This is a genomic window from Kitasatospora sp. NPDC048715, assembly GCF_043198905.1.
Taxonomy (GTDB): Bacteria; Actinomycetota; Actinomycetes; order Streptomycetales; family Streptomycetaceae; genus Kitasatospora; species Kitasatospora lactacystinica.
In genome coordinates this window covers 125,693-149,932 of record NZ_JBICVH010000026.1, presented here as the reverse complement: position 1 = coordinate 149,932, position 24,240 = coordinate 125,693, and the positions used below count along the sequence as shown (strand labels likewise).

Below are 24,240 nucleotides of genomic sequence, written 5' to 3'. Positions count from 1 at the left end.
CCCGCAGGATCCGTAGGAGCTGAACACCAGTGGCAGTGGCACGACGCCGACTCGACGCGGAACTGGTCCGCCGCAAGCTGGCCCGATCGCGTGAGCACGCGTCCGAGCTGATCGCGGCCGGCCGGGTGACCGTCGGCGGCACCACCGCGACCAAGCCGGCCACCCAGGTGGAGACCTCGGCGGCGGTCGTGGTGGCCAAGGACGACAACGACCCCGACTACGTCTCGCGCGGCGGCCACAAGCTCGCCGGCGCGTTCGCGGCCTTCGTGCCGCAGGGCCTGGTGGTCGAGGGCCGCCGGGCGCTGGACGCGGGCGCCTCCACCGGCGGCTTCACCGACGTGCTGCTGCGGGCCGGGGCCGCGCGGGTGCTGGCGGTGGACGTCGGGTACGGGCAACTGGCCTGGTCGCTGCAGAGCGACGACCGGGTCACCGTGATGGACCGCACCAATGTGCGCGAGCTGACTCCGGACCTGATCGGCGGCACCCCGGTGGACCTGGTGGTGGGCGACCTGTCGTTCATCTCGCTGGGCCTGGTGCTCCCGGCCCTCGCCTCCTGCGCGGCCGGGGACGCCGACCTGGTGCTGATGGTCAAGCCCCAGTTCGAGATCGGCAAGGAGCGTCTGGGCAGCGGTGGTGTGGTGCGCAGCCCGCAGCTGCGCGCCGAGATGGTGCGCCAGGTCGCGGGGCAGGCGTGGGAGCTCGGGCTGGGCGTGCGCGCGGTCACCGCGAGCCCCCTGCCGGGGCCGTCCGGCAACGTCGAGTACTTCCTCTGGCTGCGCCGGGACGCCCCGCAGCTGGACCCCGCGGAGGCGGACCGGGCCGTGGCGGAGGGGCCCCGGTAGGGTGCCTTGCGAGCGTCCGGCCCGTCATGCCGTATGGCGCGGCCGCACCGGGGCCAAGGGCGACCCGGCAGGCGTTAGGGAGAGGGCAGCGGCATGAGCGATGAAGAACGTACGGTCTTCCTGATCGCGCACACCGGCCGGGAGGCGGCGCTGCGCAGCGTCGAGGCCCTGGTGCACGGGCTGCTGAAGGCGGGTCTTCGGATCAGACTGCTGGAGGCCGAGGCGGTCGACCTGGACCTGCCGGAGGGCGTCGAGAAGGTGGCGGAGGGCCCCGGGGCGGCGGACGGCTGCGAGCTGATCCTGGTGGCCGGCGGGGACGGGACGCTGCTGCGCGGGGCGGAGCTGGCGCGCTCGCACGGGCTGCCGATGCTCGGGATCAACCTGGGCCGGGTGGGCTTCCTCGCCGAGGCCGAGCGGGACGACCTGGCCGTGGTGGTGGAGCGGGTGGTGGACGCCGACTACGAGGTCGAGGAGCGGATGACGATCGATGTCATCGTCCGCACCAACGGCGATGTGGTCCACGAGGACTGGGCGCTGAACGAGGCCTCGATCGAGAAGGCGGCGCGGGAGCGGATGCTGGAGGTGGTGACCGAGGTGGACGGCCGTCCGGTCTCCAACTTCGGCTGTGACGGCGTGGTGTGCGCGACGCCGACCGGCTCCACCGCGTACGCGTTCTCCGGCGGCGGGCCGGTGGTGTGGCCGGAGGTGGAGGCGCTGCTGATGGTGCCGATCTCCGCGCACGCGCTGTTCGCCCGCCCGCTGGTGACCTCGCCGGAGTCGGTGCTGGCGGTCGAGGTGCAGCCCAAGACCCCGCACGGTGTGCTCTGGTGCGACGGGCGGCGTTCGGTCGAACTGCCCGCCGGGGCGCGGGTGGAGGTCCGCCGGGGCCGGACTCCGGTGCGGCTGGCGAGGCTGCACCGGGCGCCGTTCACCGACCGGCTGGTGGCCAAGTTCGCGCTGCCGGTGACGGGTTGGCGCGGCCGGGCCGACCACTGCTAGCACCTCCCGGCAGGAGGCCGGCGGACGGGCAGGCCGGCGGGCGGCCGGCCGCGGCTCGTCCGGATGTGCCGAGGCCGGTGCGCGCCAGGGGCTTTCGCCTGTCCCGGGGCCGCGCACCGGCCGATCCCAGGCCGCTGGCGGACCGTCAGACCGCCAGCGGCTGGGCCTCGTCGGCCGGTTCGAGCCGTCCGTCGGCCGCCGCCTGGGCGGCCAGGGCGGCGAGGCGTTCGACGGCGGCGGGGACGGTCGCGGCGGGCACGGTGACCGGGAGGCGGATGTGGTGCTCGAAGGCGCCGTCCGAGCCGAAGCGGTTGCCCGAGGCGATCCGGACCCCGCCGCGCTCCCCGGCCCGGGCCAGCGCGGCGCCGGACAGGCCGCCGGTGGAGACCCACAGCGAGAGACCGCCGGTCGGCACGGTGAAGCTCCAGTCGGGCAGCCGTTCGGGCAGGGCGGCGGCGAAGGCCCGCGCGGTGGCCCGCAGCCGGGTCAGCTGGTGCTCCCGGACGTCGGGCAGCAGTTCGCCCAGCAGTTCGGCGGCGATCAGCTGGTCCAGCACCGGGGTGCCGACGTCGCTGTAGACCCGCTCGGTGGCCAGGCGGCGCACCAGCGCCGGCGCGGCCCGGACCCAGCCGATCCGCAGACCGCCCCAGAGCAGCTTTCCGGCCGAGCCGACGGTGACCACCTGGGCGGAGCGGTCCAGTGCGGCCATGGGTCGCGGCAGCGGGGCGGAGGGCGGGACGCCCCAGCCGAGTTCGGCGGTGGTCTCGTCCGCCAGCACGATGCTTCCGGCGGCCCGGGCGGCGGCCAGCAGTTCGCGGCGCTGCTCCTCGTCGATCAGGGTGCCGGTCGGGTTGTGGAAGTCCGGGATCAGGTAGGCGACCTTGGGGCCGGCGCCGCGCAGCACCCGCCGCCACTCGTCGAGGTCCCAGGCGGGCCGCGGAGTCCAGGCGTACGGCACCGGGACCAGGCGCGCGCCGGCCAGCCGCAGCGCCTGCAGGGTGTTCGCGTAGCTGGGCGCCTCGACGGCGACCCGGTCGCCGCGGCCGATCAGGGCCCGCTGGAGCAGGTGCAGGGCGCCCATGGCGCCGGTGGTGATCAGGATCTGGTCGGGGGTGGTGGGCAGTCCGCGCTCGGTGAAGCGGCGGGCGACGGCCTCGCGCAGCACCGGGACGCCGGTGGGGTAGTGGCCGTGCCCGGCGGCGTAGTGCGGCAGTTGTTCGACGGCCCGGGCGGCGGCCTGGCCGACCCAGGGCTGCGGGGCGGGCGGGGCGGCGACGCCGAGGTCCAGCATGCGGCTCTGCTCGTCCGGCGGGACGGGGTGCAGGGCCTCGCTGGGTGGCGGGGCGCCCTCGGGCAGGGCGGTCCAGCTGCCCGCGCCGCGCCGGCTGCGCAGGTAGCCGTCGCCGCGCAGGGTCTCGTACGCGGTGGCGACGGTGGTGCGGCTCATCGCGAGGGCGGTGGCCAGCTCGCGTTCGGCGGGCAGCCGGGCGCCGACCGGCAGCCGGCCCTCGGTGACCAGCAGCCGGATCTGCCCGGCCAGGGTGCGGTAGGCGGGGCGGCGGGCGGCGGCCGGCTCGGGGAGCCGGGCGGTGGCGAGCAGTCGCGCCAGGGCGGGCGGGGTGACGGTGGTGTGCCAGTCGACCATGGCTGAATAAGTCCACTTGCTAGAGATTGGCCCTGGAGAAGGCCGCTTTGGACTGGCCATCATGGCAGGGCGGCCGTGCCGGCCGCCACCACCGGGTGCCCCGGTGGTGCAGCACCACCGCAGGAGCACGCCTTGGCCACCACGACCACACCGGCATCGGCCGCCACCACCACCCCCGCACCGGCCGCCGGGCGGAGCCTCGCCGTCCGGGTGTTCGGCGACACCCACGCCCTCGGCCGCCGGATACCGCAGCTGTTCGCCGGCCTCGTCCTGTACGGCGTGAGCATGGCGCTGATGCTCCGCTCCGGCCTCGGCCTCGACCCCTGGGACGTCCTGCACCAGGGCCTGCAGCGCACCGTCGGGCTGTCGGTCGGCGCCTGGGTGACGATCTGCGGGGCCCTCGTCCTGCTGCTGTGGATCCCGCTGCGCCAGCGCCCCGGCCTGGGCACCGTCGCCAACGTGCTGCTGATCGGCGCGGCCATGGACCTCACCCTGCGGGTCGTCGGCGGCCCCGGCGCCCTGCCCGTCCGGATCGCGCTGTCGGCCGGGGCGATCGTCCTCAACGGCCTGGCCACCGGCCTCTACATCGGCGCCCGGCTCGGCCCCGGCCCGCGCGACGGCCTGATGACCGGCCTGCACCGGCGCACCGGCCGTTCGCTGCGACTTCTCCGGACCGGCATCGAGGTGACGGTCCTCACCGCCGGTGTGCTGCTCGGCGGCACCGCCGGGGTCGGCACCGTCGCGTACGCGCTGGCCATCGGCCCGATGGCGCAGCTCTTCCTGCGCTGGTGCACCGTGCCGGTGGCCGCCGAGGACTCCCGGAAGGGATGAACTTCCGGGCACGGAGTTGCCGCGCGCCGTTGTCGTTCGTCGCGCGCCGGGGGCGGAACCTCGTAAGGTCGTCTCCGTGTTGGACGAGATGCGGATACGGGATCTTGGGGTCATCGACGACGCGGTGGTCGAACTCGCCCCCGGCTTCACCGCCGTGACCGGTGAGACCGGCGCCGGAAAGACCATGGTCGTGACGAGCCTGGGCCTGCTGCTCGGCGGCCGCGCCGACCCGGGCCTGGTGCGCAACGGCACCGGACGCGCCGTCGTGGAGGGCCGGCTGGAGCTGCCCGCCGACTCCCCGGCGGCGGCCCGCGCGATCGAGGCGGGGGCCGAACTGGACGACGGCGCGCTGCTGATCAGCCGGACCGTCTCCGCCGAGGGCCGCTCCCGGGCGCACGTCGGCGGCCGGTCCGTCCCGGTCGGGCTGCTCGCCGAGCTCGGCGAGGACCTGATCGCCGTGCACGGCCAGACCGACCAGCAGCGCCTGCTGCGCCCGGCCCGCCAGCGCGGCGCGCTGGACCGGTACGCGGGCGCCTCGGTGGCCGGGCCGCTGGCCCGCTACCGGGAGACCTACCGCGTCCTGCGCGAGGTCTCCGCGACCCTGGAGGAGCTGACCACCCGGGCCCGCGAGCGCGCCCAGGAGGCCGATCTGCTGCGCTTCGGCCTGGATGAGATCGCCGCCGCCGAACCGGTGGCCGGCGAGGACGCGGAGCTGGCCGCCGAGGCCGAGCGGCTCGGCCACGCCGACGCGCTGTCCTCCGCCGCGACCCTCGCCCACGCCGCCCTGGCCGGCGACCCGGTCGATCCGGAGGCGCTGGACGCGGGCACCCTGCTCGCCCAGTCCCGCCGGGCCCTGGACGCCGTGCGCCACCACGACGAGCGGCTGGCCGCCCTGGCCGACCGCCTCAACGAGGTCGGCTACCTGCTCGCCGACGTGGCCGGCGACCTGGCCGGCTACGCGGACGACCTGGACGCCGACCCGGTGCGCCTGTCCGCCGTCGAGGACCGCCGGGCCGTACTGGCCCAGCTGCTGCGCAAGTACGGCGGCGAGGAGAACTCGCTCGCCGAGGTGATCGCCTGGGCCGAGGCCGGGGCGGTGCGGCTCGCCGAACTCGACGGCGACGACGACCGGATCGACGAGCTGGGCGCCCGGGAGACCGAGCTGCGGGCCGAGCTGGCCGAGCTGGCCGCCGAGGTCTCGCGGGCCCGGCACGCCGCGGCCGGACGGTTCGCCGACGCGGTCTCCGCGGAACTCGCCGAGCTGGCCATGCCGCACGCCCGGGTGACCTTCTCGATCGGCCAGGTCGACGACCTGGCCGGGATCGAGGTCGGCGGGCGCACCGTCGCCTACGGTCCGCACGGCGTGGACGAGGTGGAGGTGCTGCTGGCCCCGCACCCGGGCGCCCAGCCGCGCCCGATCGCCAAGGGCGCCTCCGGCGGTGAGCTGTCCCGCGTGATGCTCGCCGTCGAGGTGGTCTTCGCGGGCGCCGACCCCGTCCCCACCTACCTGTTCGACGAGGTGGACGCGGGCGTCGGCGGCAAGGCCGCGGTCGAGATCGGCCGCCGGCTGGCCAAGCTGGCCGAGTCCGCCCAGGTCGTGGTGGTCACCCACCTCCCGCAGGTCGCCGCGTTCGCCGACCGGCACCTGGTGGTGGTGAAGACCAACGACGGCACCGTGACCCGCAGCGGCGTCAAGGTGCTGAACGACGAGGAGCGGGTGCGCGAACTCTCCCGGATGCTGGCCGGCCTGGAGGACTCGGAGCTGGGCCGCGCCCACGCCGAGGAGCTGTTGGCCGCCGCGCGGGCCCCGCGCCGCCGGTAGCCGGCGCCGGCGGCCCCCTCGGACACCGGCGACGCGCCCCGGTGGCGCCGACTGTCCAAGAGGGCCGCCGACCTGGCATGGTGGCGCCTGGACAACTGGCTTTCCAGCCCCGAGCGCCGCCGGGCGGGCAATCCTCGCGAGGCGGCGCGCGAACCTGATCGAGTCGGATGCGAGACGACGTGGACCATTCCGCCGCCCGGGCCACCGCGGCCGTCCCCGAACCGGGGCAGCTGCACGTGGTACTCGTCCTGGCCGCCAGCACCGGCGGCATCGGTGCGCACGTGCGCTCCCTGGCCCAGGGCCTGGTCGCGCACGGAGTGAACGTCACGGTCTGCGCGCCGGCCGGCGCGGACGCGCTGTTCGGCTTCTCCCGCACGGGTGCCCGGTTCCACACCGTCGACATCACCCCCACCGCGGGCGCCCGCAGCGACGCCACCGCGATCGGCGAGCTGCGCCGGGCCTTCACCGGCGCCGACGTGGTGCACGCCCACGGGCTGCGCGCCGGGCTGCTGTCCGACCTGGCGCTGCGCACCGCCGGCCGCTTCCCGGGCCTGCGCCCGGAGACCCCGCTGGTGGTCACCTCGCACCACGCGCTGCTGGCCACCGGGATGGAACGCCGGCTGCAGCGGCTGATGGAGCGCCGGGTGGCGCGCGCCGCCGACCTGGTTCTCGGCGCCTCCTCCGACCTGGTCGCCCGGGCCCGCGAACTGGGCGCCACCGACGCCCGGCTGGGCCCGGTGGCGGCCCCGCCGATGCCCGACGGGCAGCTCGCCCGCACCGAGGCCCGTACCGCGCTGCTCGGTGCGGACCCGGACCGCCCGCTGGTGCTGGCGGTCGGCCGGCTCGTCCCGCAGAAGGCCTTCGGAGTGCTGCTGGACGCCACCCGGGAGCTGTCCGCGCTGGACCCGGAGCCGCTGGTGCTGCTCGCCGGGGACGGCCCGGAGGCGGGCGTGCTGCGCGAGCGGACGGCCGCGGAGAAGCTGCCGGTGCGGTTGCTCGGCTACCGCACCGACGTGCCCGACCTGCTGGCCGCCGCCGACGTGGTGGTGATCTCCAGCCGCTGGGAGGCCCGCTCGCTGGTGGTGCAGGAGGCGATGCGGGCCGGCGTGCCGGTGGTCGCCACCGCCGTCGGCGGCATCCCCGAACTGGTCGGCGACGCCGCCGTACTGGTGCCCCCCGGCGACCCGGAGGCGCTCGGTCGCGCGGTGCGCGCCCTGCTGGCCGACCCGGCCCGCCGCGAGCAGCTGGTGGCGGCGGGCCGGCAGCAGGCCGAGACCTGGCCGGACGAGGCCGCCACCGTCGCCCAGGTGCTCAGCACCTACGACGAGCTGGTGCAGCGCGGCTAGACCGCTTCCGGACGGAGGCCCGCTGGACGGTGGCCCGCTAGACGGTGGCCCGCTCGACCCGGTCGGCGGCCGGGCCGTCCGGCTGGGCGGACAGGTACGCGGCGCCGCAGGCGGTCAGCCGCAGCGCGGTGTCGATCAGCGGGACGTGGCTGAAGGCCTGGGGGAAGTTGCCGACCTGGCGCTTGAGCCGGGGGTCCCACTCCTCGGCGAGCAGGCCCAGGTCGTTGCGCAGCGCCAGCAGCCGGTCGAACAGTTCGCGGGCCTCCTGCACCCGGCCGATCATGGCGAGGTCGTCGGCCAGCCAGAACGAGCAGGCCAGGAAGGCGCCCTCGTGGCCGGAGAGGCCGTCGACGTTGTTGCCGCTCTCGTCGTGGGTCGGGTAGCGCAGGACGAAGCCGTCCTCGGTGGACAGTTCGCGCTGGATCGCCTCGATGGTGCCGATGACGCGCTTGTCGTCCGGGGGCAGGAAGCCGACCTGGGGGATCAGCAGCAGCGAGGCGTCCAGCTCCTTGCCGCCGTAGTACTGGGTGAAGGTGTTGCGCTCCGGGTCGTAGCCCTTCTCGCAGACGTCCGCGTGGATCAGCGCGCGCAGCGCGCGCCAGCGCTCCAGGTGGCCAGGGGTGGGCTCGTCCTCGGGGGTCTGCTCCAGCAGCTTGATGGTCCGGTCGACGGCGACCCAGGCCATCACCTTGGAGTGGACGAAGTGCCGGCGCGGGCCGCGGACCTCCCAGATGCCCTCGTCCGGCTCCTGCCAGTGCTCCTCCAGGTAGTCGATCAGGCGCAGCTGGAGGTGGTGGGCGTGGTCGTTGCGGACCAGGCCGGTCATGTGGGCCAGGTGCAGGGCCTCGACGACCTCGCCGTAGACGTCGAGCTGGAGCTGTCCGGCGGCGCCGTTGCCGACCCGGACGGGCTGGGAGCCCTCGTAGCCGGGCAGCCAGTCCAGCGAGGACTCGGTGAGCTCGCGCTCGCCGGCGATGCCGTACATGATCTGGAGGTTCTCCGGGTCGCCGGCCACCGCGCGCAGCAGCCACTCGCGCCAGGCGCGGGCCTCCTCGCGGTAGCCGGTGCGCAGCAGGGAGGAGAGGGTGATGGCGGCGTCGCGCAGCCAGGTGTAGCGGTAGTCCCAGTTGCGTTCGCCGCCGATGTCCTCGGGCAGGGAGGTGGTGGGGGCGGCGACGATGCCGCCGGTGGGGGCGTAGGTGAGGCCCTTGAGGGTGATCAGGGAGCGGATCACGGCCTCGCGGTAGGGGCCCTGGTAGGTGCACTGGTCGGCCCACTCGTGCCAGAAGTCGGCGGTGGCGTCGAGCATCCCCTCGGCGTCCGGGGGCCTGGGCGGGTCGAGGTGGGAGGCCTGCCAGGTGAGGGCGAAGGCGATCCGCTCGCCGGCGGTGACGGTGAAGTCGGCGTAGGTGGTGAGGTCGCGGCCGTAGGTCTCGGCCTCGCCGTCCAGCCAGACCGAGTCGGGGCCGGCGACGGCGACGGTGCGGTGGCCGCCGTCGGCCTGTTCGACGCGGTGCACCCAGGGCACGATGCGGCCGTAGGAGAAGCGCATCCGCACGGCCGAGCGCATCCGCACGGTACCGGTGACGCCCTCGACGATCCGGATCACCTGGGGGACGGCGTCCTTGCCGGCCAGCGGGCGCGGCGGCATGAAGTCGATCACCCGGACGGTGCCGCCGTCGGTGTCCCACTCCTGCTCCAGGACCAGCGAGTCGCCCCGGTAGCGGCGGCGGTCGGCGGGCACGGCGGGGGCGGCGGCGGTGGGCGGGGGCACCCGCAGGTCGGTGGTGTCGGCGACGCGGGCCCGGCCCGTGTCGGCGGGGGGCGTGGCGGCGGCCGGCGCGGGGACCTCGGTCAGGACGGCCTCGGCCGGGCCGATCCGCCAGAAGCCGTGTTCATCGGTGCCGAGCAGGCCGGCGAACACGGCCGGCGAGTCGAAGCGGGGAAGGCAGAGCCAGTCCACCGCCCCGTCCCTGCTGACCAGGGCAGCGGTCTGCATGTCCCCGATGAGTGCGTAGTCCTCGATACGGCCGGCCACGTGGATCTCCAGTTCGCAATGTGGTCAGGGCATCGGCGAGCGGAGGGAGCGAGCGGTCTGCGGGGCCGGAGGTCCACCCCGGGACGTCCGGCCTGCCGGGGGTGGTGGCAGGCCTTGCTGGAGTGTCCGCGGGGCTCGGTCGAGCCCCTGGAGTGGGTGGGGATGGGCTGGAATACGGGGAGGTCCGGTCGCGCATCGGGGACCGGGAGTGTCCTGACCCTCCCACGCCCTCCGCGTGCTCGTGCTGTCGGCGATGCGTCCGAGCAGCTTACGACGGACGAAAGGGGCGAAGCACGCGGGCGCAGCCCGGTGTGGCGCCGCAATTCGGCGGAAATGCCGTGCATCGCGAGGGCGCGGCGCAGGATGGTCCGGAAGGATCACCTCCGGCTGGTCCGGCCGGATGAGCCGCGATGGTCCGGACGGATACCGCGCTCTGGCCCGGTCCGGCGGGTTGTGCGACCGGTGTGAAATCTGTGGCGCGTGATGCGCCGGTGGTGCGCCCCGCGCGCGCCCCCGGAACGGCGCGCGCGGCCCGGAACGGCGTTCGGGTCCGGTCGCTGATACCCTGGTATCCCGTGGACCGGCGGGATCAAACGCCCCGGACCAGCCGAACCGACGACCCAACGAGCGCCGCGCACCGAGCCGGCCTCCGTCGCCCGGCGAACCCCGAGCCTCCCGCCCACGTCTGCTTCGACACGCGACCCACGGGAGCCCCCTCTTGGCACAGCCCCATTCCGGCAAGGCAGCGAACGGCCGCGCCGTGACGACCAAGCACCTCTTCGTCACCGGGGGTGTCGCCTCTTCTCTCGGAAAGGGGCTCACCGCCTCCAGCCTCGGCGCGTTGCTCAAGGCCCGCGGCCTGCGCGTGACGATGCAGAAGCTCGACCCGTACCTCAACGTGGACCCGGGCACCATGAACCCGTTCCAGCACGGTGAGGTGTTCGTCACCGACGACGGCGCCGAGACCGACCTGGACATCGGCCACTACGAGCGGTTCCTGGACACGAACCTGCACGGCTCGGCGAACGTCACCACCGGCCAGGTGTACTCGACCGTCATCGCCAAGGAGCGCCGCGGCGAGTACCTGGGCGACACCGTCCAGGTCATCCCGCACATCACCAACGAGATCAAGTCCCGGATCCGCCGGATGGCGACCGAGGACGTCGACGTGGTGATCACCGAGGTCGGCGGCACCGTCGGTGACATCGAGTCGCTGCCGTTCCTGGAGGCCGTCCGCCAGGTCCGCCACGAGGTCGGCCGGGACAACGTGTTCTTCGTGCACGTCTCCCTGCTGCCGTACATCGGCCCCTCGGGCGAGCTGAAGACCAAGCCCACCCAGCACTCCGTCGCCGCGCTGCGCAACATCGGCATCCAGCCCGACGCGATCGTGCTGCGCGCCGACCGCGAGGTCCCGCAGGCGATCAAGCGCAAGATCTCGCTGATGTGCGACGTGGACGAGGAGGCCGTGGTCGCGGCCATCGACGCCAAGTCGATCTACGACATCCCCAAGGTGCTGCACGGCGAGGGCCTGGACGCCTACGTGGTGCGCCGCCTGGACCTGCCGTTCCGCGACGTGGACTGGACCACCTGGGACGACCTGCTGCGCCGCGTCCACGAGCCGCAGCACATCGTCAAGGTCGCCCTGGTCGGCAAGTACATCGACCTGCCGGACGCGTACCTGTCGGTGACCGAGGCGCTGCGCGCCGGCGGTTTCGCCAACAACGCCCGGGTCGAGATCAAGTGGGTCACCTCGGACGACTGCGAGACCCCCGAGGGCGCCCGGGCGCAGCTCGGCGACGTCGACGCGATCTGCATCCCCGGCGGCTTCGGCGACCGCGGCGTCAACGGCAAGGTCGGCGCGATCACCTTCGCCCGCGAGAACAAGGTCCCGCTGCTGGGCCTGTGCCTGGGCCTGCAGTGCGTGGTCATCGAGGCGGCCCGCAACCTGGCCGGCCTGCCGGAGGCCAACTCCACCGAGTTCGACGCCGCCGCCAAGCACCCGGTCATCTCCACGATGGCCGAGCAGCTGGCCATCGTCGACGGCAAGGGCGACCTGGGCGGCACCATGCGCCTGGGCCTGTACCCGGCCAAGCTCGCCGAGGGCTCGATCGTCCGCGAGGTCTACGACGGCGAGCAGTACGTCGAGGAGCGCCACCGCCACCGCTACGAGGTCAACAACTCCTACCGCGCGGACCTGGAGAAGACCGGCCTGGTGTTCTCCGGCCTCTCGCCCAAGGGCGACCTGGTCGAGTACGTCGAGTACCCGCGCGAGGTGCACCCCTACCTGGTGGCCACCCAGGCCCACCCGGAGCTGAAGTCCCGCCCGACCCGCCCGCACCCGCTGTTCGCGGGCCTGGTCAAGGCGGCCATCGAGATCAAGACCGCGGCCTCCGAGTAGTCCCCGGTCGTTGCGGTCGGCTGTCGTCTGCCGCAGTCGTCGACAGCGCTCGTTCACCGGACGGCGGCCCCGCGATTCCCGCGGGGCCGCCGTCCGGCGTTAGATTGTGTCGTACTGACGAAAAGGGGAGAGCGATGGACGAGCAGGGCCGCCAGGGGATCTTCGACGTGGCCGAGGAGTGGGAGGTCCGGGAGAGCGGAACGCCGTTCCAGGGCAAGGTCACCGGGGTGCGCAGCGAGGAGGTCCGGATGCCCGACGGCAGCTGGGCGCGCCGCGACTACCAGACCCACCCCGGCTCGGTCTCGGTGCTCGCCCTGGACGACGAGCAGCGGGTGCTGGTGCTGCGCCAGTACCGCCATCCGGTGCGCCAGCGGCTGTGGGAGCTGCCGGCCGGCCTGCTCGACGTGCCCGGCGAGAACCCGTGGCGCGCCGCGCAGCGCGAGCTGTACGAGGAGGCGTACTGCAAGGCCGGCACCTGGCGGATCCTCGCCGACTACTACACCTCCCCGGGCGGCACCGACGAGGCGCTGCGGATGTTCCTGGCCACCGACCTGGCGCCGGCCGAGGGCGAGCGCTACGCGGCCGAGGGCGAGGAGCAGGAGATCGAGGTCGCCTGGGTGCCGGTGCCGGAGCTGATCCAGCTGATCCAGGCCGGGAAGCTGCACAACCCGACCCTGGTCACCGGCACCCTCGCGGTGCACGCCGCGCTCACCGGCCCGGACGGGCTGGACGCGCTGCGCCCGGCGGACTCGCCCTGGCCGGCCCGTCCCTTCGAGGCCTGAGGCGGTTCCGTCGGGTTCCGGGGTGGCCGGTCGGGCCCCGGGGGGCGGGTTGGGCGGGGGGCGGACGGGGCGGGGTGGTCGGTCCGGGTCCGGGGTGGCAGACGGGGGACGAGAGGGCCGGTCGGGGGACGGCCGGCCGCCGTGCGTTGAGTCGTTGGGGTGATTTGCCGATTCGTACGACCGGATGTCACCTCGGCTGAGCCGGACGGTCGAACTACGCTTCGCAGACAGGGCGCCCGTCCCGGGCCGCCTCCGCTGAACTCCGGAGGCTGGGCACCGGATGCCGAGCGTCGGATGCCGAGCGCGTGATGACGTCGGGAGTGGCACGGGTGGCGAGGAAGACGGCGACGATGGACCCCGGCCCCGGCGCGCCCGCCGGGGCCGTCCCGGGCCTTGAGCGGCTGCCGGCCGGGCCCGCGCTGTTCGTCGGGCGGCGCGCCGAGCTGGCCGCGCTGCGGGCGGCCGCCGCCCGCCCGGCGAGCGGACGCTGCCCGGTGCTGGTGCTGGCCGGGCGTCCCGGCTCCGGCCGGACCGTGCTGGCGGCCCGCTTCGCCCGTACCGTCGCCGCCGACTACCCGGACGGCGTGCTGTTCGTACGGCTGTCCGCCCCGGACGGCGGCCGGGTGCCGCCGGCCCGGGCCGCCCGGCTGCTGCTGGAACAGCTCGACCCGCAGGCCGTCGTGCCGCTGCCCGGCGCCGGCGAGGACGGGCGGGACGAACCGGGCTGTGCGGCGCTGCGCGAGGCGCTCGCCGGGCTGCGGGTGCTGCTCGTGCTGGACGACGTCCGGGACGCCGGGCAGGTGTGGCCGCTGCTGACCGACGAGCCCGGCTGCCTGGTGCTCGCCACCACGGCCGGACCGCTCACCGGGATCGAGGACATCGACCCGGTGATCCTCGGCGGGCTGGACCGGCAGGCCTCCGGCGAGCTGCTGGCCGACCTGGTCGGCGGCACCCGGATCTCCTGCGACCCGGTCGGCGGTGCCGACCTGGCCGAGGCCTGCGCCGCCCGGCCGGCCGCGCTGCGGCTGATGGCGGGGTGGCTGCGCGGGAACCCGAAGATCGCGGTCACCGAGGCGGCGCGCGAGCTCAACCGGGTGGTGGGGGAGGAGACGACGATCACGGCGGCTTCGGTGGACCCTGCCGCGGGTGCGGGTGCGGGTGCGGGCGCGGGCGCCGGGGTCGAGGAGAAGGACAGGCAGAAGGAAAAGGAGAGGGAGAAGCAGAGGGAGAAGCAGAAGGGGCCGGGCAGGGCACCGGGGAAGAGGGAAGGGGAACGGGAGCGGGCGGCGAGGTCCTCCGGGGCCGCTCCGGCCGGGGTCGCCGGGGCTGCTGGTGCCACGGGGGTGATCGGGGCCACAGGGGCGGGCGGGGCGGCGTCGGGTCCGTCGGGCAAGCAGGGGGCCGGCAAGCCCGTCCCGGGGAAGGCGCTCCCGGGGACGGGGACGGGGGCGGCGCCGCAGGGCCGGGCCGGTGAGTCCGCTCCCGGTGCCGGTGCGGCTGTCTCTCGCGGTGCCGGTGCCGCTTCCGCTGCCGCGGCGACGGAGTCGGCCGGTGATCCGGCGGCCTGGGTGAAGCCCGGCCCGGAGCCGGCCGAGCCGGTGCCCGTCCCCGACAACGACCCGCTGCTCGGCGCGTTCACCCTGCTGTACCGCGGGCTGCCGGCCGCCCAGGCGCGGATGCTGCGCACCCTCACCCTGGCCCCGGCGCAGACCGCCGACCCGCGCACCGCCTCCGCGCTGGTCGGTTGCCCGGTACCGGACGCGGCCGTGACGCTGGCCGCGCTCGCCGAGCGGGAGCTGCTCGGCGAGGAGGCGCCGGCCGCCGACGGCACCGCGCGATACCGGGTGCCCGGGCGGCTGTACCCCCGGCTGGTCCGGCTGCGCGAGCAGGAGGACCGGCCCACCGAGACCGAGCTCGCCCGGGCCCGGCTGCTGGAGCGGATGGTCCGGCTCACCGAGTCGGCCCGCGCGCTGCTCGACCCGGCGGTCGGCCCCGTCCCGGAGCCGCTGCCCGCCCCGCTGCGGCTGCGGTCGGCCGCGCACGCCCGCGAGTGGCTGCTCGGCGAGCGGGAGCTGCTGCTCGGCGCGGTGGCCGACGCGATCGGCCAGGGCGACCTGGACGGTTCGGCCGGGCGGCTGGTCACCGCGCTGCTGCGGACGCTGCCGCTGACCGGAGCCGCCGCCCCCACCGACCTCTACCGGCTGCACGAGCTGGTGCTGACCGTCGCCGAGCGCGCAGGCCGGCCCCGCCGGGCCTCGGCCGCGCTGCTCAACCTGGGCGACCTCCAGGCCTCGGCGGGCCGCTGGGAGCCGGCCGCCGTCCACTACCGGGCCGCCCTGGAGCACGCCCGCAGGGCCGACGACGAACCGCTCTGCGCCCGGGCCCTGGAGAGCGCCGCCAACTGTCACCGGGCGCTCGGCGACGCGGTGCGGGCCGCCGACTGGTACGGGCGGGCCCTCGGCCTGCGGCAGGCCCTCGGGGACCACGCCGCCGAGGCCCGGCTGCTGGCCCGGGTGGCCGAGGCGCACACCGCGCAGCGCCGTTTCGACGAGGCCGACCGGGAGTACCGGGCCGCGCTCGCGGTGCTGCGCCGGCTGGGCGACGAGCGGGGCCGGGAGGCCGTCGGCGGGGCCCTCGCGGACCTGCGGGAACGCGTGGATGCCGGGTGGTGATAGGCATTTCGGGGGTATTGTCGAAGTTGCCCGGTTGGGACGTCTTTGGCGGGTAAGTCGCAGGGGAAGCCTACGAACCTGCCAATGTGTGCGGGAAAATTATTCACTTTGGAAGGCTGACACGCCGACTGGGCTTCATTACACTCGGACTCAGTCGCGCAGCGATCCCGCCCCGGGCTGCCCCGGAGGCTTCCCCACGTGCGCGTCGCCCACCGGTCTTCTCCGGTCGGGACCCCCATGGCAAGAGGACGTGTTCACCCGTGAAGGTCGGCATCCCCCGCGAGGTCAAGAACCACGAGTACCGCGTGGCCATCACGCCCGCCGGCGTGCATGAGCTGGTCCGTAACGGACACGAGGTCTACATCGAGGACAACGCCGGTGTCGGCTCCTCGATCCCGAACGAGGAGTACGTGGCCGCCGGCGCCACCATCCTCCCCACCGCCGACGAGGTGTGGGCCACCGCCGACCTGCTGCTGAAGGTCAAGGAGCCCATCGCCTCCGAGTACCACCGGCTGCGCAAGGGTCAGACCCTCTTCACGTACCTCCACCTGGCGGCCGACCGGGCCGGCACCGACGCGCTGGTCGCCTCGGGCACCACCGCCATCGCGTACGAGACCGTGCAGCTGTCGAACGGCGCGCTGCCGCTGCTCGCCCCGATGTCCGAGGTCGCGGGCCGCCTGGCCCCGCAGGTCGGCTCGTACCACCTGATGCGCCCGGCCGGCGGCCGCGGCACCCTGCCGGGCGGCGTGCCCGGCACCCACCCGGCCAAGGCCGTCGTCATCGGCGGTGGCGTCTCCGGCTGGCACGCGGCCACCATCGCCGTCGGCATGGGTTACGAGGTGACCCTGCTGGACCGCGACATCAACAAGCTGCGCGAGGCCGACCGCATCTTCGGCACCAAGGTCAAGACCATCGTGTCGAACGCCTTCGAGCTGGAGAAGGCCGTCGTGGAGGCCGACCTGGTCGTCGGTGCCGTGCTGATCCCGGGCGCCAAGGCCCCGAAGCTGGTCACCAACGAGCTGGTCTCCCGCATGAAGCCGGGCTCCGTGCTCGTCGACATCGCCATCGACCAGGGCGGCTGCTTCGAGGACTCGCACGCCACCACGCACGACGACCCGACCTTCACGGTCCACAACTCGGTCTTCTACTGCGTGGCCAACATGCCGGGCGCCGTCCCGAACACCTCCACCTACGCGCTGACCAACGCCACCATGCCGTACGTGCTGGAGCTGGCCAACCGCGGGTGGAAGGAGGCGCTGCGCCGCGACGAGGCGCTCGCCAAGGGCCTGAACGTGCACGAGGGCCAGATCACCTTCCCGGCCGTGGCCGAGGCCTTCGGCCTGGAGTCGGTCTCCCTGGAGAGCGTGCTCGCCTGAACCCCCTGACCGCCCGGCGGTCGTTCGCCCCCGACCCGATCCCTTCGGGCCGGGGGCTTCGCCGTGCCCGTGATCAGCGGGTGGACCGGGCAGGTCGCTCTGTCGTCAATATCTGTCGGTCACGTCACCCGCCCGCAGAAACGTTGGGGCCGGTGACCCTCTCATCCCTTGACAGCAGCCCGCTCGATACTCGACACATCCTGCCCACTACCGTGGATTGTGTTGCTGCGAACGCCTTGAACGGCCTAGAGTCGCAAACCGTCGGCATGCTGCCACGCTGACGAATCGACATAGAGTCCTGGATGACCCAAGGAGGTAAGACGACTTGTGAATGAGTCGACAATTGCTCCCGGGGGTGGTCAGCCAGGACTGGCGGAGCTCACCGCCGGCCAGCCGAGTGAGGAGTCCGGGGCCCGGCAGCCCTCCGTGGGCTCGGCCGAGGTCGGCTCGGTCGCACTCCGTACTTTCGAAGCACGCCAGAACACAGCACAGGTGACCACGGTGACCGATCACGACGCCGACTTGGCGGCCTACGGCCTGGCCTACGGCGAGTTCGCCTACGGCGCCTACGACGACCCGGACGCCGAGTACGAGCCGGACCCGGAGTACGCCGCCACGCTGGCCCCCGACGCCGCGCGGCAGCGCCGCGAGCGGGTCGGCCCCACCGGCCGTCCGCTGCCGTACTTCCCGATCCCCGCGCCGGTCGCCGAGCACGGCCCCGCCCAGATCATCGCCATGTGCAACCAGAAGGGCGGCGTCGGCAAGACCACGTCGACCATCAACCTGGGCGCGGCGCTGGCCGAGTACGGCCGCCGGGTGCTGCTCGTCGACTTCGACCCGCAGGGCGCGCTCTCGGTCGGCCTCGGCGTCAACCCGATGGAGCTCGACGTCACCGTCTACAACCTGCTCATGGAGCGGGGCCTGACGGCCGATGAAGTGCTGCTGAAGACGGCGGTCCCGGGAATGGACCTGCTGCCCTCCAACATCGACCTCTCCGCCGCCGAGGTGCAGCTGGTCAGCGAGGTGGCCCGGGAGTCCGCGCTGGCGCGCGCCCTGAAGCCGCTGCTGCCCGACTACGACTACGTCATCATCGACTGCCAGCCCTCGCTGGGCCTGCTGACGGTCAATGCGTTGACGGCCGCTCACAGCGTGATCGTCCCGCTGGAGTGCGAGTTCTTCGCGCTGCGCGGTGTCGCGCTGCTGACCGAGACCATCGAGAAGGTGTGCGAGCGGCTCAACCCCGAGCTGCGCCTGGACGGCATCCTGGCCACCATGTACGACTCGCGCACCGTGCACAGCCGCGAGGTGCTGGCGCGCGTCGTCGAGGCGTTCGGCGAGCACGTCTTCCACACCGTCATCGGGCGGACCGTGCGCTTCCCGGAGACCACCGTCGCCGGCGAGCCCATCACGACGTACGCGACCAACTCGGTCGGTGCCGCCGCCTACCGCCAGCTCGCCAGGGAGGTGCTCGACCGGTGCCGCCCCGCCGAGTGAGTCTCCCGGGTGCCGACGAGCTGTTCCGGACCACGGGAGGGATGGCGCTGTCGCCCTCCCTCGCGCCGCGTCCGGCCGCCGAGGCAGCCAGACCGGAGACCGCGCGGACCGTCAACGGCCAGCCGGACGGCGCCGAGGGCACCGAATCCGCCCAGGGCGTCCAGGACGACCGGCAGGTGACGCCGGGGCAGCAGGCGCCCGGCTCGGTGCCGGCGCCCGCGCAGCCGCCCGTCCAGCGCTCCGGCGCGACCGTCGGGCCCGTGGCCGCAGGCGCCGCCGGGGCCGGGAAGACCGTCCAGGGCGGCCGCGGAGCCGGTTCCGCCCCGGCGGCCCGGACGCACCAGGGCGCCGCCGAGGAGCAGCCCGGTGCCGCCGGACGCGCCCGGCCGCGCGGCCGCGCGCCGCGCCGGCCCAGCGGGCGCGAGCGGCACGACGAGAAGATCACGGTGTACGTGTCCGCCGAGGAGCTCATGGACCTGGAGCACACCCGGCTGGTGCTGCGCGGCGAGCACGGCCTGGCCGTGGACCGCGGGCGGATCGTCCGGGAGGCCATCGCGGTCGTCCTGGCGGACCTGGAGCAGCGCGGCGAGGCCTCGATCCTGGTTCGGCGCCTGCGCGGCCGGTAGGCGGCGCGGAAGGGCGGCCGGCCGTTGGCGCCGGGCGTCGAGGGGGGCGGTCCGTACCGCCGGCTTCGTGGGGGCGGTTCGTACCGCCGGGTGTCGAGGGGCCGCGGGCCCGGCGTGGGGAGGCCGCCGGGCGGGTGGCGTGGCGCCGCAGGGCGCGCGGGCGCGCGGGCGTCGGAGGGGGCGCGGAGCGTCGGGAAGGCGCCCAGGGGCGCGGGGTGGGGCCGGGGCGGGGTCCCGGCGCCCGAGGACCGTGTCGGGCTCCGGAGGGGCGTTCCCGGGGATCCGGGGTCGGTCCAACGGGTCGGCTGCCGCGCCGAGGACCTCGTACGGGCCCGGGGGCGCCGGGCGGAGGCCACGTGGAAGGCAGGCGGAAGGCGGGCGGAAGGCCGGCGGAGGCTGGTCCGGGGCCCGGCGGAACGGCGTGTCGGTGGCCCCGGGGCGGGGCTGGGGGCGGGACCGGGTGAAGATGGACCGTCATGCCCAGTACCGCCGAAACCGCTGAAACCGCTGAAGCCTCCGGAACCTCCGAAACACCGGGCACCACCGCCGCGAGCGCGACCGTCACTGCTTCTGCTGTGAGCGCGACCGCGACCGCCACTGCCGTGAGCGCGGCCGAGAACGAGTCGCGGGGCGGCTTCCGGGTACGGCTGGACAACTTCGAGGGCCCCTTCGACCTGCTGCTCAGCCTGATCGCCAAGCACAAGCTGGACGTCACCGAGGTGGCGCTGGCCACCGTCACGGACGAGTTCATGGCGTACATCCGGGCGATGGGCCCGGACTGGGACCTGGACGCGGCGACCGAGTTCCTGGTGGTGGCCGCCACCCTGCTCGACCTCAAGGCGGCCCGGCTGCTGCCCGTGGCGGAGGTCGAGGACGAGGCGGACCTGGCCCTGCTGGAGGCCCGGGACCTGCTGTTCGCACGGCTGCTCCAGTACCGGGCGTACAAGCGGGCGGCCGCGCTGTTCGGCGAACGCTGGGCGGCCGAGCTGCTGCGCCGGCCCCGGAGCGCCGCCCTGGAGCCCCGGCACGCGGAACTGCTGCCGGAGGTCGTCATCAGCGTCGGGCCCCAGCGGCTCGCCGAGCTGGCGGCCAAGGCGATGGCGCCCAGGCCCGCGCCGGTCGTCTACGTGGACCACATCCACACCCCGCCGGTGAGCGTGCGCGAGCAGGCCTCCCTGGTGGTGGGGCTGCTCACCGAGCTGGGCGAGGCCTCGTTCCAGCGGCTGGTCGAGGACGCGCCGGACGACCTGGTGGTGGTCGCCCGGTTCCTGGCGCTGCTGGAGCTGTACCGGGAGCGGGTGCTCGCCTTCGAGCAGCCGGAGGCGCTCGGCGAGCTGGTGGTGCGCTGGGTGGCCGAGGAGGGCCGGGTGGCGGTCGAGGTCACGGACGAGTTCGACCGGCCGGCGGGCGAGGTCGGCGAGGTCGGCGAGGTCGGTGAGGTCGGCGAGGTCGGTGAGGTCGGTGAGGGCGGCGGGGTCGGTGAGGGCGGCGGGGTCGGCGAGGTCGGTGAGGGCGGCGGGGTCGGCGGGGTCGGCGGGGTCGGCGAGGGCGAGGAGGGCGAGCGGCGATGAGCGGCGGGAACGAGGGCGGGCGGCCGGTGCGGCGCCCGCTGGGGTTGCCCGGGCGGCCGCGGGCCGAGGAGTGGCTGGAACCGGCCTTCGAGCTGCTGCCGGAGCCGGTGGACCCGGTCCGGCCGGTGGAACCCGCGGAGCGCGTGCAGCTCGCCGAGCGTGTCGAGCCGGTCGAGCCTGCGGCGCCGGTCGGGCTGGTGGAGTCGGGGGAGCGCGCCGGGCCTGCGGAGCCCGCAGTACCCGAGGGACCGGCGGGGGGTGGGGCGGTGGCGGAGGCCCGTTTCGTGCGTCAGAAGTCGGCCCGGCCGACTTCCGGTGCCGAGGGGGCCGCAGACGCCGGGCTGAGGGCCGAGCTGGAGGCCGTCCTGATGGTCGTCGACGAGCCGGTGGCCGAGGAGCGGCTGGCAGGGGTGCTGGAGCGGTCCCGGGCCGAGGTGGCGGCCGCGCTGCGGGAGCTGTCCGTCGAGTACACGGCCCAGGGCCGCGGTTTCGACCTGCGGCTGGTCGCGGGCGGCTGGCGGTTCTACAGCCGGGACACCTGTTCCGCGGCCGTCGACCGCTTCCTCCTGGACGGGCAGCAGGCCCGGCTCAGCCAGGCCGCGCTGGAGACCCTGGCGGTGGTCGCCTACCGGCAGCCGGTGTCCAGATCGCGGGTTTCCGCCGTCCGCGGTGTGAACTGTGACGGCGTGATGCGTACCCTGGTACAGCGAGGACTGGTGGAAGAGGCCGGATCCGAGCCCGAAACAGGTGCGATCCTGTATCGGACGACGAACTACTTCCTGGAACGGATGGGGCTCCGCGGCCTGGACGAGCTGCCGGAGCTTGCTCCCTTCCTGCCCGAGGTCGACGACGTGGAAGCGGAGTCCCTGGAGGGCACGATGATCGCGGAGGCGGTCGCCGCCGCTGCCGCGCAGGCCGCGGACGGCAGTGGCGAGGCCGATCGGGCCGGGCCCGATCGGTAGGGGGCGGTGAGGTCGGCCGAAACGACCGCACATCCCAGACGGAACGACGTACGGACACTTTGATGCGTAGCAGTGGCAACGGCAGGAACAGCAGCGGCGGCGGGAGCGGTCGCGGCGGGCAGGGCGGGGGCCGGGGCGGCAGCTCCTACGGCGGCGGCAGCAGCAGCGGCAGCCGCGGCGGCGGCTCGGGCGCGCGCGGGGGTTCGTACGGCGGCGGCGGTGGCCGCGGCGGCTCCGGCTCGGGGTCGGGCTCGTACGGCGGCGGCGGTGGCCGCGGCGGCTCCGCTTCGGGGTCGGGCGCGCGCGGCGGCTCGTACGGTCGTGACGACCGGCGCGAGGGCCGCCGTGACGACCGGCGTGACGACCGCCGCTACCCGGACCGCCCGCTGCGGCCCGAGGAGCGCAAGTACGACCGCCCCGAGTACGGCGGCGGCCCCAACGCCACCCCGGCCCGCGGCGGCTACACCGGCCGGCGCCCCGGCCCGGCCCCGCGCCCGCGCCGTGAGGGCCAGGGCGCCCCGGGCGACCCGCGCCGTCAGCCGCAGCGCTCGCGCGAGCTGCAGGCCAAGATCGAGGACGCCGTCCTCGCCCGGCACGACAAGCCGGCCGTCAAGCTCCCCAAGACCTTCGGCGAGCCCGAGGGCGAGCGCCTGCAGAAGGTGCTGGCCCGGGCCGGCGTCGGCAGCCGCCGCGCCTGCGAGGAGCTGATCGAGCAGGGCCGGGTCGACGTCAACGGCAAGCGCGTCACCGAGCAGGGCAAGCGGGTCGACCCCCAGAAGGACGAGATCAAGGTGGACGGCCTGACCGTCGCCACCCAGTCCTACCTGTTCTTCGCGCTGAACAAGCCGGCCGGCGTGGTCTCCACCATGGAGGACCCGGACGGCCGCCAGTGCCTGGGCGACTACGTGACCAACCGGGAGACCCGGCTGTTCCACGTCGGCCGCCTGGACACCGAGACCGAGGGCATCATCCTGCTCACCAACCACGGCGAGCTGGCCCACCGTCTCACCCACCCGCGCTACGGCGTGACCAAGACCTACCTGGCCGCGATCCAGGGCCCGATCCCGCGCGACCTGGGCAAGCAGCTGGCCCAGGGCGTGGAGCTGGAGGACGGCTACGCGCGCGCCGACAGCTTCAAGGTGATCTCCAACGTCGGCAAGAACTACCTGGTCGAGGTGACCCTGCACGAGGGCCGCAAGCACATCGTCCGCCGGATGCTGGCCGAGGCCGGCTTCCCGGTCGAGAAGCTGGTGCGCACCCACTTCGGCCCGATCGCCCTGGGCGACCAGAAGTCGGGCTGGCTGCGCCGTCTGACCAACCCGGAGGTCGGCCAGCTGATGCGCGAGGTCGGCCTGTAGGCCCGTCCCCGTCCGCTCTGCCGGAGCCCCCGGCCGCACCTGCTGCGGCCGGGGGCTCCGGCGTTCCCGGGGATGCCGGGCCGGGGCGGGCGGGTGTCGATGTGCGGGTGTTCACGTGTGGGGTGTGTGCGGGCGGGCACTGCGGGCGTCCACGTTTCGGACGAGTGGTGTGAGCCGGGACGCAACCGCTGGTCACGACCTTGTCAGCGTCATGATCCGTGGCCGAGGATGGCCACCGGAGCACCACGCCGCGGTGTGGCGGGACTGCGCCAGCACGGGGCGCGCGGTCGGGGCGGGAACGAGCCAACGGGAACGGGCGAGCAGGGGGAGAGGGCGTCGTGTCCGATGCAGCACTGGGACGGGCCGGCGGACAGGCCCTCGGCGCGCTGGGACTGGCGGAGCCGGACGGGCAGGTCTACGCGGCACTGGTGGCCAACCCGCAGTCCACGGCGGAGGAGCTGGCGGAGAGCTGCGGGCTGACGTTCCAGCAGAGCGTGCGCGCACTGGACCGGTTGGCGCAGCAGGGCATGGCCACCCGGGCGCCGGTGGACCGGCACCGCTACCTGCCGGTCCCGCCGGACGTCGCGATCGGCACGCTGATCGGGCACCGGGAGTCGGAGCTCCGCTACGCCCGGGCCGAGATGCACCGGCTGATGGACGCCTTCCGGGAGGCCTCGCGGTACACCGACCCGGCGCACTCGGTGGAGGTGCTGACGGGCGGCGAGGCGATCGCCCAGCGGCTGGAGCACATCACCGAGACCAGCCAGTACCAGGTGCGCGGCTTCGACCGTCCGCCGTACATCCAGGACCCGGTGGCGCCGATGCCCCTGCAGCGGCGGCGGCTGCGCGAGGGCGTGAAGTTCCGGACGATCTACGACCGGGAGGCGGTGGCCTGGCCGGGGCGGCTGGAGAAGAACATCCTGGCCGGGGTCGAGGACGGCGAGGAGGCGCGGGTCCGGCCGGCGCTGCCTATGAAGATGATCATCTCGGACGACCGGATGGCCATCATCCCGATCAGCGTCGGTGACAGCGTGCTGGACGCCGCGTACGTGATCCACCCCTCGGCGCTGCTCCAGGCGCTGGACACGCTGTTCGAGGCGGAGTGGGAGCGGGCCGTGCGGTTGCAGGCGGAGGCCGGATCGGACGATGGTGCGTCGGGACCGGAGGCCGACCACCGCAAGCTGCTGGGCCTGCTGGCGGCCGGGCTCACCGACGAGTCGATCGCCCGTTCGCTCGGCTGGAGCGCCCGGACCACCCAGCGCCGCCTCCAGAGCCTGATGCGCTCGCTGGGCGCCACCACCCGCTTCCAGGCCGGGATGGCGGCCAGGGAGCGGGGGTGGCTGTAGGGAATGTTGTGACAATTCTTGGTGTCGTGACGGCGCGACGGTTCGTGGAGTCGTGGCCATCCGCATTGTTATGACATTTCGCGTGTTCCGCGTGTTCCGCGTGCTCCATGTGTTCCTTGTGTTCCACGGGAA

General features: G+C 74.5%; 17 protein-coding genes. 15 read left to right on the top strand and 2 right to left on the bottom strand.

The annotated features are described in order from the left end of the window. The first annotated feature begins 35 nt into the window (after positions 1 to 35). Together ACGFSC_RS38575 and ACGFSC_RS38570 are read left to right on the top strand one after the other, a co-directional pair. On the top strand, positions 36 to 842 hold the full coding sequence (locus ACGFSC_RS38575; protein WP_359899304.1) for a TlyA family RNA methyltransferase: 807 nt from the start codon (positions 36 to 38) through the stop codon (positions 840 to 842). Between the two features lie 93 nt (positions 843 to 935). Continuing rightward, a complete protein-coding gene (locus ACGFSC_RS38570; protein WP_359899187.1) occupies positions 936 to 1,841 on the top strand; it encodes an NAD kinase in 906 nt (301 codons plus the stop codon). A gap of 145 nt (positions 1,842 to 1,986) precedes the next feature. Here ACGFSC_RS38570 and ACGFSC_RS38565 read toward each other — a convergent pair whose 3' ends face one another. Next, complete coding sequence (locus tag ACGFSC_RS38565) at positions 1,987 to 3,486, bottom strand: PLP-dependent aminotransferase family protein (protein ID WP_359899189.1); 1,500 nt, start codon at positions 3,484 to 3,486, stop codon at positions 1,987 to 1,989. 210 nt (positions 3,487 to 3,696) lie between these two features. Between ACGFSC_RS38565 and ACGFSC_RS38560 the strand changes: the two genes are divergently transcribed. From ACGFSC_RS38560 to ACGFSC_RS38550, 3 genes are all read left to right on the top strand, one after another. Further along, the gene (locus ACGFSC_RS38560; protein WP_359899306.1) at positions 3,697 to 4,317 is read left to right on the top strand and encodes a hypothetical protein; all 621 of its coding nucleotides are present in this window, start codon (positions 3,697 to 3,699) and stop codon (positions 4,315 to 4,317) included. Between the two features lie 88 nt (positions 4,318 to 4,405). After that, positions 4,406 to 6,139 (top strand): DNA repair protein RecN, encoded by a 1,734-nt coding sequence (gene recN / locus ACGFSC_RS38555; RefSeq protein ID WP_359899308.1) that lies wholly within the window; start codon positions 4,406 to 4,408, stop codon positions 6,137 to 6,139. A 167-nt stretch (positions 6,140 to 6,306) separates the two neighbouring features. Continuing rightward, complete coding sequence (locus ACGFSC_RS38550) at positions 6,307 to 7,485, top strand: glycosyltransferase family 4 protein (protein WP_359899190.1); 1,179 nt, start codon at positions 6,307 to 6,309, stop codon at positions 7,483 to 7,485. Positions 7,486 to 7,522: 37 nt separating this feature from the next. On the opposite strand, the gene ACGFSC_RS38545 is transcribed toward ACGFSC_RS38550, so the two are convergent. Then, positions 7,523 to 9,523 (bottom strand): glycoside hydrolase family 15 protein, encoded by a 2,001-nt coding sequence (locus ACGFSC_RS38545; protein WP_359899192.1) that lies wholly within the window; start codon positions 9,521 to 9,523, stop codon positions 7,523 to 7,525. Between the two features lie 718 nt (positions 9,524 to 10,241). Between ACGFSC_RS38545 and ACGFSC_RS38540 the strand changes: the two genes are divergently transcribed. The 10 genes from ACGFSC_RS38540 (at position 10,242) to ACGFSC_RS38495 (ending at position 24,108) form a co-directional block, all read left to right on the top strand. Then, entirely contained in the window at positions 10,242 to 11,921 is a 1,680-nt protein-coding gene (locus ACGFSC_RS38540) for a CTP synthase (RefSeq protein WP_359899194.1), read from the top strand. A 134-nt stretch (positions 11,922 to 12,055) separates the two neighbouring features. Next, positions 12,056 to 12,703 carry an NUDIX hydrolase gene (locus ACGFSC_RS38535; protein WP_359899196.1) on the top strand — a complete coding sequence of 216 codons (648 nt, stop codon included), beginning with the start codon at positions 12,056 to 12,058 and terminating at the stop codon, positions 12,701 to 12,703. A 329-nt stretch (positions 12,704 to 13,032) separates the two neighbouring features. Then, positions 13,033 to 15,375 (top strand): AAA family ATPase, encoded by a 2,343-nt coding sequence (locus ACGFSC_RS38530; protein ID WP_359899197.1) that lies wholly within the window; start codon positions 13,033 to 13,035, stop codon positions 15,373 to 15,375. Between the two features lie 260 nt (positions 15,376 to 15,635). Continuing rightward, positions 15,636 to 16,751 carry an alanine dehydrogenase gene (gene ald, locus ACGFSC_RS38525; protein WP_359899199.1) on the top strand — a complete coding sequence of 372 codons (1,116 nt, stop codon included), beginning with the start codon at positions 15,636 to 15,638 and terminating at the stop codon, positions 16,749 to 16,751. Between the two features lie 426 nt (positions 16,752 to 17,177). Beyond that, entirely contained in the window at positions 17,178 to 18,245 is a 1,068-nt protein-coding gene (locus tag ACGFSC_RS38520) for a ParA family protein (RefSeq protein WP_030245868.1), read from the top strand. Between the two features lie 41 nt (positions 18,246 to 18,286). Then, positions 18,287 to 18,871 carry a hypothetical protein gene (locus ACGFSC_RS38515; RefSeq protein WP_359899201.1) on the top strand — a complete coding sequence of 195 codons (585 nt, stop codon included), beginning with the start codon at positions 18,287 to 18,289 and terminating at the stop codon, positions 18,869 to 18,871. A gap of 575 nt (positions 18,872 to 19,446) precedes the next feature. After that, entirely contained in the window at positions 19,447 to 20,442 is a 996-nt protein-coding gene (locus ACGFSC_RS38510; RefSeq protein ID WP_359899203.1) for a segregation/condensation protein A, read from the top strand. A gap of 368 nt (positions 20,443 to 20,810) precedes the next feature. Next, positions 20,811 to 21,404: an SMC-Scp complex subunit ScpB gene (locus tag ACGFSC_RS38505; RefSeq protein ID WP_380633423.1), complete on the top strand. Its 594-nt coding sequence runs from the start codon at positions 20,811 to 20,813 to the stop codon at positions 21,402 to 21,404. A gap of 62 nt (positions 21,405 to 21,466) precedes the next feature. Beyond that, the gene (locus tag ACGFSC_RS38500) at positions 21,467 to 22,762 is read left to right on the top strand and encodes a pseudouridine synthase (RefSeq protein ID WP_359899205.1); all 1,296 of its coding nucleotides are present in this window, start codon (positions 21,467 to 21,469) and stop codon (positions 22,760 to 22,762) included. A 338-nt stretch (positions 22,763 to 23,100) separates the two neighbouring features. Then, complete coding sequence (locus ACGFSC_RS38495) at positions 23,101 to 24,108, top strand: helix-turn-helix domain-containing protein (RefSeq protein WP_359899207.1); 1,008 nt, start codon at positions 23,101 to 23,103, stop codon at positions 24,106 to 24,108. Positions 24,109 to 24,240 lie beyond the last annotated feature (132 nt).

What these genes read in the sequence shown, in the direction of transcription:
- ACGFSC_RS38570 (WP_359899187.1), top strand. Translation starts at nt 936, where the DNA reads ATGAGCGATGAAGAACGTACGGTCTTCCTGATCGCGCACACCGGCCGG.
- ACGFSC_RS38565 (WP_359899189.1), bottom strand. Translation starts at nt 3,486, where the DNA reads ATGGTCGACTGGCACACCACCGTCACCCCGCCCGCCCTGGCGCGACTG.
- recN (WP_359899308.1), top strand. Translation starts at nt 4,406, where the DNA reads ATGCGGATACGGGATCTTGGGGTCATCGACGACGCGGTGGTCGAACTC.
- ACGFSC_RS38550 (WP_359899190.1), top strand. Translation starts at nt 6,307, where the DNA reads ATGCGAGACGACGTGGACCATTCCGCCGCCCGGGCCACCGCGGCCGTC.
- ACGFSC_RS38535 (WP_359899196.1), top strand. Translation starts at nt 12,056, where the DNA reads ATGGACGAGCAGGGCCGCCAGGGGATCTTCGACGTGGCCGAGGAGTGG.
- ACGFSC_RS38515 (WP_359899201.1), top strand. Translation starts at nt 18,287, where the DNA reads ATGGCGCTGTCGCCCTCCCTCGCGCCGCGTCCGGCCGCCGAGGCAGCC.
- ACGFSC_RS38505 (WP_380633423.1), top strand. Translation starts at nt 20,811, where the DNA reads ATGGTCGTCGACGAGCCGGTGGCCGAGGAGCGGCTGGCAGGGGTGCTG.
- ACGFSC_RS38500 (WP_359899205.1), top strand. Translation starts at nt 21,467, where the DNA reads ATGCGTAGCAGTGGCAACGGCAGGAACAGCAGCGGCGGCGGGAGCGGT.